The organism is Psychromonas sp., assembly GCF_983033635.1.
On sequence record NZ_CEZLMY010000148.1, the window covers coordinates 1 to 8851 of the forward strand.

Consider the following 8851-nt stretch of genomic DNA (forward strand, 5'->3'; position numbering starts at 1 on the left):
CACTTCATCAACAGTACGATCCCCCACCACCTCGCGCATCACGGACTCTGAAACAGAGCGCAGAGTTTCACTGGGCTGGCGTACTTTAAATAAAAATTTAACGGGATTGGCAATACGGTACTGAACTACCCACTCCACAAGGGCGGCATTCAAATCACCTGTAACCATCTGTGTTTCCCGCTCGCTATCACGAGCAGCAGGACTTTGATAAGGATCACTTGCACCTGGCGTGGTAAAACCAAATTCCTGCTTTAACTGCCGTTTAACCGGAACAATGGTTGCGCGGTCAATGCCCAGTGGAAGTTTAAAATGCAGACCCGGGGGCACCTCTTTCAAGTATTTTCCAAATCGCTGTACAACGGCGACCGAGTCACTTGGGATAGTATAAATAGCCGACCAGACACTAAATCCACTCAATAACAGAAAGAGAAGATAAAAGAAAAAGAGTAAGGCACCGGCAGGATGATCATTCGGCAATTTTTTTTTGCAGTGCGAATATCCCTTCTTAATTAATAAACTATATTCCAAAGGGAGACGCTTATCACGATCCCAAGGATCGCCAGGAATGTCTTGATTATTTCCAGTAGGCATAACATTCGCCTCAGTAGATGGCAAAAAAGTATGCCATCTATTTACTATGGGAGCTTCATCAAAATTGTCAAGAATGCAGCGTTAAATAAGTGCGATATTTGCCCTAAAAGATTTATTAGATAAACCTGTTCCCCTTGTAACAAAGTTAATCAGAGCAATATATTAGGGTTATATATTCGAATTAAATTTTAAGGTGCTTTATGCCCCATTCCGCCTTAGGAAGCTAACTCGCAAACGCCCTCATATAATATGAGTTGTCTACAAACATCGTCGCTCAATAGCAAATCGCTAGTCGACAAACCTTTTTATGATTTCCTGAATTTCTCCACTTTTTTTCATTTTATAAATTTCGATATCAAACTTGATGGAAAAATCTTTCTTAAATGGGAAGTTCTTTTCTGCATTAATATCGGTGTAGCCTAAATATCCTTCATTGCTACCAATAATTTTTGATTCTAAAGTAACCTCTCTCCCCAGTTGTGCATACTCTCCATTTTTCTTCATTTCATTAATAAAGTGCTCAAGTACCATTTTGGAAATGACTGTGCAGGATTGTTTCCCAGCCAGCACTTGTTTTAAAGCATGCAGGGTCGTTCGAACAAAATAGACTTTGATCTGCTTTTTTTTGACCATTTTGTTGAATTTCTCACCCGCTATTCCATCTCCCCTCTGCATTGCAAAAGATAAATCCTGATAATCATCAGGCCAGTTAGAACGGGGAGACTTCAACTTCATGGCATTACAAACCACAACATCAGATTGTGTAACTAATGGCAAAGAATAGGGCCAGATATAAGGACGTTTAGGTTTATCATCAGTCAACCAGTCATGGGCATGGAAATAAGGAGGAAGCATCGCAAAGGATAAACCTTTTTTGAGATAAAGCCTGGCTCGTACCCAAGGCAATTCTATAAATTTAACCGTATATTCAGGCATCCGTGAAACGGCTTGTTTAACTATTTCAGGATAAATACCGGTCACCTTTCCGTCTTTATCATTAAATTTAAATGGTGCAAAGTATCCATCTTCAACAACAATGGTTACTTCTTGAACAGAAAAGGCCGTGGAGGTCAGGCTAATTAAGCATATAAATACAATCATGATAAACTTCATAGTCACCTCACTTTCTAAAGAATATTCTTCCTGCACTCTAAAACCCGCAGATTACCTATCAATATTGCGTCAAACTAACATTTGTTTCTGCTCTTATGGAACAGCACTGAATCCTGATGGATAATCCGGATCAAGTGGACGATAAGCGAATCTCTTCACGCTTGCCACTATCAAACATGGTCAATTCCCACTCCCCCGACTCGGTATCATGTCGCAGGATATAAATACCGTCATCTTCACCGCGCACCTTGAAATAGCGATGATCAGGTAACAAGCAACGATCAATAATTTCACTGACATCAATCGCTTTCTCACGCAGATAAAACGTTGCGGTGATTCAGATCTATACCCAGGCTGTTTCGAACTACTTTTAACTCACGCTGGGGGCACAACGATAACGACAGTGACGATCTTAAACTCAGCCCACCACCTTCACCTGTAGCACCGTCAATTGTTAACATAATTACGTCTGCACTTAATCATTGTTATGGCTGAAATAGCCATGGCGCGCACCCTTTAACAGCTTGTGAAATGCCTCACCATCAACATGCACCAGATGTTCATGATCACCGGCTTCAAAAAAGACATTGGCCAGCATCAATAGGCGTTGATCCTCGAATGTTTCCAGTTCATAGGCCGGGCCCAGTGGTGGAATCGCACCGGATTGGCAATCGCTAAACAGCTTATCTATTTCAGCTTCTTCCGCCAGTTCTAATTCCCGGCCGACCTCCTCGCTTATCGCCTGTAGTTTGAGCCAATGACTGCCCGGAATCACGGCCATGGCATAACCCTGTGCATCTTTGACAATGACCGCCTTGGCAATATGATCATCGGGAACATGTGCCGCCTCAGCACTGTCACGACTAGTATAGGTTTTTGGATGCGGAACCAACTCATAATCAATTTGATGTTCCGACATATAAGATTTTATCGTTTCTGCAATGGACATGATTTTGTTCCTTGTTAGTGATTAGTTCGTATCATTTCACTCACACTCTTTCCCTTTAAGGGGAAAGGCTTGGATTGTACAAACCGGTAACTTTTGTGGTCAGTAAATTCGGCCACGGATTTGTATTCAGTTCAATACGCTTCGTCTGCTTGATTCGAATTAAATTGCGGTCACCCTGACTCAAAGTATAGTAGTTAAACACCAATTCCCCTTCCTTGGATGTGGTTAACCATGTGATTTACTAATCCAGAAATAAATAGGGCTAGGTAAGCCTTTATAAAACAAAAAAGAAGTGAATGACTCAGATTGGCGAGAAAAGATTAGATGCGAGAAAAGTCCGTAACTATCTTGTTTAAGGTGTACTGACTGATACCCGATTCGACAGTTCAATCTGCCAGGCTCAAATTAATCGGGCAAATCTACGCTCAATAACTCCCAATAACGAGCGTTGTGCAAGATTTGATAGCTTCATTGCGAGTGGATCTTTGTCCACACTTTCAGGAAAAGCGTGTTAGTTAAGTCAGCTCGCAAACATCCCAATACTTAGAAGTAAATTTTGGAAGATACTATCTTAACACCGCGGAGGACTGTCCTTCTTGACCGGCCTTGTTAGGTGGCACTTTCCACCTTCTCCCTACCCAGATTTCCTGGCCACAAGAAATACAGCCTTATCTTTTCCAGGTTGCCAGGAATATTCGATAGCAAAACCTGCATCGCTTAGACAAGCTTGCAGTTCTTCCTTAGTGAAAAATTTAACCAGAGGCATCAAACCAAGTAATTTAGCAAATGGTGCGATAACCTTAAGCCAATGCATACTATCTTCTAAGCACACCGTACTACTTACAAATATGCCACCTGACTTTAGCATTTTATATACCTTTGCGATTACTTCTTCTTTATTTTCGAGCAAGTGCAAAATACTGAGGCCTAACACAACATCTAAGGTTTGATCTTGTACATCTAATTCATCGATTCTCAATTGTTCAAAACTGATATTCCCAATGCTTTTGGCATCAGCCTTACTCTGGGCAATCGCAATCATCTTTGATGAAATATCAATTGCATGAATATGCTTCACATAAGGTGCATGAATAATAGCTGTAGATCCTGTGCCACAGCCAATTTCTAGAACCTCCATATCTGGCTGTAAATATTCCCGGGTGATCTCAAGCTTTTTCATATAAGACGCTTGATCTGCAATGGGTTGCTTCGAATAGCGCTTTGAAATTCTGTCCCAAAATTTAGCTGACTTTCCCATCATAACTCCTGACTCAATTGCCACCTAAGGTTGGCAGTAACGGGCGGTTTGATGCAAAACCGCGAGAAACGAATAACGCGGAAAACCGTCCATGTTAACTTGTTAACCCGATTTCTTTGCTCTCGGCTAATACTAAACCGATCACGGTTTTTTGGCCTCGATTGAAGCGGAAACGATATAATCATCGATCTTGCTTCCGGGAACCCATTCGCGGATCATCTTTCTACTTTCATCCCTTGGACTAATGCTAATATCGTTAAAACCGGCCTTTTCAATAATTTGTTCCAGATTATCGATCTGTTGCGCCCCTGCGACGCATCCTGTGTAAAGAGATATATTTTCTCTGATCTCACCGGGAAGTTCTGCCGTAACGACGATATCCATGATTGCCAGGCGTCCGCCTGATTTCAAAACACGAAACGCTTCTCTGTAAACTTTCTCTTTGTCTGTTGAAAGGTTTATCACACAGTTGGAAATGACAACATCAGCAGAACAGTCGGATACGGGAATATTCTCGATCTCACCAAGCCGGAAATCAACATTGTCATATCCTCCCTTGGCGGCACTCTCCCTCGCGTTACTAATCATCTCCGCTGTCATATCGACGCCGATGATCTGACCATTTTCACCGACACTCTTTGCCGCTAAGAAGCAGTCAAAACCACCGCCGCTACCGAGATCGACAACGGTCTCTCCTACCTGCAGCGAAGCAATTGCCTGCGGGTTCCCGCAACCAAGCCCCATATTTGCGTTTTCTGGTGCTTTGGCAATATCTTCCATTGAATAACCAAGATTAGTAGAAGTATCCTCTGCAGTCGGTGACGCCTCTGATCCACAACATGATGAGGGGTGCCAACAGGAACAAGCATTTTTCGACTTTGCTATCTGTCCATAGCTCTTTCGTACAGCCTTTTTGATTTCTTCGACTTCCATTGTTTCATCTCCCTCTTAATGTTTTGTGATTAAACATGGCTAACGCCGTCAGCAGCAGCCGCAGCAAGCTAGCTCTGGCAGCCCTTGTTAAATGATATTTCTCGGCTATAAATCATTACATATTGGCCCAAGCGCATAGGCAATTACCACAATCGCTAGGAGAGCCATAACAACATAAGTTGTAAAAAAGAAGCGTTGCTGCCTGGCCGAGCCAATTCTAACGCCTTCGTGCTTAAAACTTAGAATCTTAGCAGCCTCTCGACCAGCTGTGTCTAGATATATTGCAGCTCCAAATAAAGCTACGAGTGGCCAGGCAGAGCTGCTTATTACCATGAGGACACCAGAAAGCGGCAACCATCCCAATGTTATAAGATCCCAGTACGCAGTGTATTTCTCTGCTCTTTGTAACAAGGGATCAGCTTCATCTGGATCCTCCTGCAACCCTAGTTTTTGGGCAAGGGAGAAATTAACTGATGAAATCAGTTGCCCGACAAATAGAATGCCTGGAAAAATAATAAGTACCCATCCTAAAAATAGCTGCACAGTATCTCCTAGTCGCTCATTTAACAGAGTATTAGTCGTCATTGTTACTAATACACATTTAAAATCTGCTTTCTTGATAAAATTTAGACCATATCAAGTGTTAAAAACAGTTAGTTGGCACACGCGACTTATTAAGAATTAAATTTTGCAGGGGGATTCATTTGCGAACTTCGGGACCCTCGGCCTTGACCGTGATTCTTCCTAGTCAGACAAGACTTCGTGCTTTTCCTGAGTTGAACTTCTGCGAGTTGGCTCATGATGACTGTCTCAGCTTGCTTGCGGATCGGCTAGGTTTGTCATCTCAACACCATTAGGTGTGAAATTCGTGGCCAGGAAGGCAGAAAATTACCCATGTCTTTTCCTTGCCTATAATATAGTCGCTGACTAAAATTAAAGCAGTGTATACAATGAGCAGATGGAGTAGGTTATGCAACTTGAGTTAATGCCAAATAGCGAACCTGAAAAGGGGCCTGATAATCAGGTGGCTCAAAATGGATCGTTGCTATACGACGGGCCAGAACGCCGCAAAGGGCAACGTCGGCAGACAGTGGATCGTCGAGAAATGGTACGCTTTGAGATCAAAACCGATCGCCGTCACGGGCTAGAGCGACGGGGTGATATTAAATTATGGAAAGGACGAAATTTCTGATTCAGACCCTTTTAATGGTCTGCTTTAAACGTCTGTGCTTTAAAACTTACGGGGAATTGCTAGCACTATCAACCAGCGTCAATCAATTTTCACACGCCATCAGAATTCATTGGATAGCATATTTTTTACGACTTAATCTTGCGCGGATTTTCTTCATTGCTTGAATCACACGCCCCTCTATTACCGGAAATCCCAGCCCCTTTACTATGAATTTAATCTTACTCACTTCAATATAGAGTATGTGAAGTGGCATAGTTAATTTGCTCATATTTTTAGAGGCATCTGTAAATCATAAGGTGCAATGTGCCCGAAACTAACTAGAAAACCTAAGTCGCAAAGCGACTTAAAGTAAAAGCTCGTTCATTTCTTATTAACGCTGAGTTGCCTCAGACTTCCTAATGTTAAGTTAGTCCCTACCTAAACCCGTTAGACCTCGTGATTATCCGCAGTGTTGGACAAAGGTGCCGCTGATTTAAGCAAAAAATGAATCTTGTAAAATCGACACAAACTTCGAAATATTTTTATGCTGCTCATATACGGCTCTTTCCCCCAGAATTCGACACTTGAATCTTATCCGCCGCAGGTATTTCAGACCTAACTAATCTCACCAGGTAAAACCTTAGAGTACAAATCATGCAAGTGGATAAATGCAGCATTAAAATAGCAACAACGCCCTGCAAACCCAATGATATTTGAGTTTTCATGAGGAGATTGTTAATATCCTTCGCTCGATTTTACTTAGTGGCCTAATTACTTTCATTTCTCAGGACCATTTCGTTTTTATTTTTCAATTAAAAAGATATTAAGAACAAATATTTGAGTACCATTTATGGATAACACATTAAATAAATACAGTATAGAAACGACTGACTATCATGTTGGTCAAGACAACATTCAAAAGTGGGGTTTCGATATTCATAACCCCGTATTCGGAATAAGCGCAGGTCTTATTTTCCTATTCCTTTCGACACTTCTAATCGTCGATCCCAATACCGCTAAAGAAGCATTAAACAGCCTAAAGAACGGCATCATGGAAGATTTTGATCTCTTATTTATGTGGTCAACCAACTTTTTCTTGATGTTCGCTTTGCTATTAATGCTGTCGCCGTTTGGTAAGATCCGTATCGGCGGCAAAGATGCCGCGTCGGAGCACTCTACGGTTTCATGGCTGGCAATGCTTTTTGCTGCCGGTATGGGTATCGGCCTTCTGTTTTGGGGAGTAGCGGAACCGACTGCTTACTTTACTGACTGGTGGGGCACACCATTTAATGTAGAGGCGTATTCGCCGGAAGCGAAATCACTGGCCATGGGAGCAACCATCTTCCACTGGGGTATCCACGGCTGGTCTATCTACGCGATTGTCGCGCTCGCGCTGGCATTTTTTGCATATAACAAGGGCCTGCCGCTGTCGATTCGTTCTGTGTTCTACCCGATCTTTGGCGATAGAGCCTGGGGCTGGTTAGGTCATGTAGTCGATATTATGGCGGTACTGGCGACCCTGTTTGGTTTGGCAACTTCTCTTGGTCTGGGCGCACAGCAGGCCACCAGCGGTATCAACCACGTATTTGGAACTGACGGCGGCATTGGTATGCAGCTTATGATCATTGCGTTCGTGACTTTTATTGCCATTTTATCTGTTATTCGCGGCATCGAAGGCGGTGTTAAAATACTGAGCAACATCAATATGCTGTTTGCATTAGCCCTGCTGGTGTTCGTTACTTACGTCGGCTTTGATATTGTGAAGGTCTCGATTCCAGACACATTTATGGCTTATGCAGAAAACATCATTGCTCTGAGCAACCCTCATGGTCGTGAAGACACGACATGGATGCACGGCTGGACAGTATTTTACTGGGCATGGTGGATTTCATGGTCACCATTTGTAGGCATGTTTATTGCTCGTATCTCGAAAGGTCGTACAGTACGCGAATTCCTGTTTGCAGTGATCTTTATTCCTACTTTAATGACCATTATCTGGATGGCTATTTTCGGCGGCATTGCTATCGATCAGGTGGTCAATAATATCGGTGAACTGGGTGCTAATGGTTTGACTGATATTTCGCTAACCTTGTTCCAAGTATATGATGCACTGCCGTTCGGCTCAGCAATTTCGGTCATTTCGATTGTGTTGATACTGATATTCTTCATCACCTCTTCGGATTCAGGCTCACTGGTAATCGACAGTATCACTGCAGGCGGTAAGATAGATGCGCCTATTCCACAGCGTATTTTCTGGGCAACGGTAGAGGGGGCCATCGCGGCAGTTATGCTTTGGATTGGCGGCAAAGAAGCACTTCAGGCGTTACAGTCTGGCGTTGTTGCGACTGCCCTGCCATTCACCTTTGTTCTGTTATTGATGTGCGTTAGCCTGATTAAAGGTTTAAACAGCGAACGTGCTTTATACAAATAACGACTAACAATAAAAAGATCGATCGTTTAAGCTGATTTAAATGATCATAAGGTAACTTCATAATCGGTCCCTAGCCAGTGCTTGAGGCCGATTTTTATTTTGTAACCACAGAAAATCACCGGGTTACTCGTGGATGAATGCTTAGCGCAAAATAATTGTGCTGATGGTGTACGGTTTTTTCCGAAAAAAACCAGATAAATTAAATTACGGCACGACATTAGCGTAAATAATCTATCTCGCTTTGTGCCCTTTTTCGTCTCAGAAAGCTAACTCGCAAACGCCCCATTGCGCCTTACAAACCAACAAGTCTATGGCCAATTTTACTTAGTCATAACACTTTAAAATTAGCAAAAAAAAAATGGCAAACCCGCAAAGGTTTACCATTCTCTTAAATATTAATTCAGC

Annotated in this window: 8 protein-coding genes; 2 read left to right on the forward strand and 6 right to left on the reverse strand. The window is 42.6% G+C overall.

Features of this window, described 5'->3' with window-relative positions; translation table 11 throughout:
- From AC4GME_RS14940 to AC4GME_RS14965, 6 genes are all read right to left on the reverse strand, one after another.
- The coding region (locus AC4GME_RS14940) for an SPFH domain-containing protein (protein WP_490379666.1) at positions 1-591 on the reverse strand (591 nt) is incomplete at its 3' end.
- A gap of 288 nt (positions 592-879) precedes the next feature.
- Positions 880-1740, reverse strand: coding sequence for a substrate-binding periplasmic protein (locus tag AC4GME_RS14945; protein ID WP_490378063.1), 861 nt, complete (start codon positions 1738-1740; stop codon positions 880-882).
- 439 nt (positions 1741-2179) lie between these two features.
- Positions 2180-2653: an aminoacyl-tRNA deacylase gene (locus AC4GME_RS14950; RefSeq protein ID WP_490379667.1), complete on the reverse strand. Its 474-nt coding sequence runs from the start codon at positions 2651-2653 to the stop codon at positions 2180-2182.
- 634 nt (positions 2654-3287) lie between these two features.
- On the reverse strand, positions 3288-3911 hold the full coding sequence (locus AC4GME_RS14955) for a class I SAM-dependent methyltransferase (protein ID WP_490379668.1): 624 nt from the start codon (positions 3909-3911) through the stop codon (positions 3288-3290).
- A gap of 141 nt (positions 3912-4052) precedes the next feature.
- Positions 4053-4844, reverse strand: coding sequence for an arsenite methyltransferase (locus AC4GME_RS14960; RefSeq protein WP_490379669.1), 792 nt, complete (start codon positions 4842-4844; stop codon positions 4053-4055).
- Between the two features lie 105 nt (positions 4845-4949).
- On the reverse strand, positions 4950-5387 hold the full coding sequence (locus AC4GME_RS14965; RefSeq protein ID WP_490378428.1) for a hypothetical protein: 438 nt from the start codon (positions 5385-5387) through the stop codon (positions 4950-4952).
- Between the two features lie 427 nt (positions 5388-5814).
- Between AC4GME_RS14965 and AC4GME_RS14970 the strand changes: the two genes are divergently transcribed.
- Together AC4GME_RS14970 and AC4GME_RS14975 are read left to right on the forward strand one after the other, a co-directional pair.
- Positions 5815-6036, forward strand: coding sequence for a hypothetical protein (locus AC4GME_RS14970; protein WP_490378429.1), 222 nt, complete (start codon positions 5815-5817; stop codon positions 6034-6036).
- A gap of 829 nt (positions 6037-6865) precedes the next feature.
- Entirely contained in the window at positions 6866-8446 is a 1581-nt protein-coding gene (locus tag AC4GME_RS14975; protein WP_490378430.1) for a BCCT family transporter, read from the forward strand.
- The last annotated feature ends 405 nt before the right edge of the window (positions 8447-8851 follow it).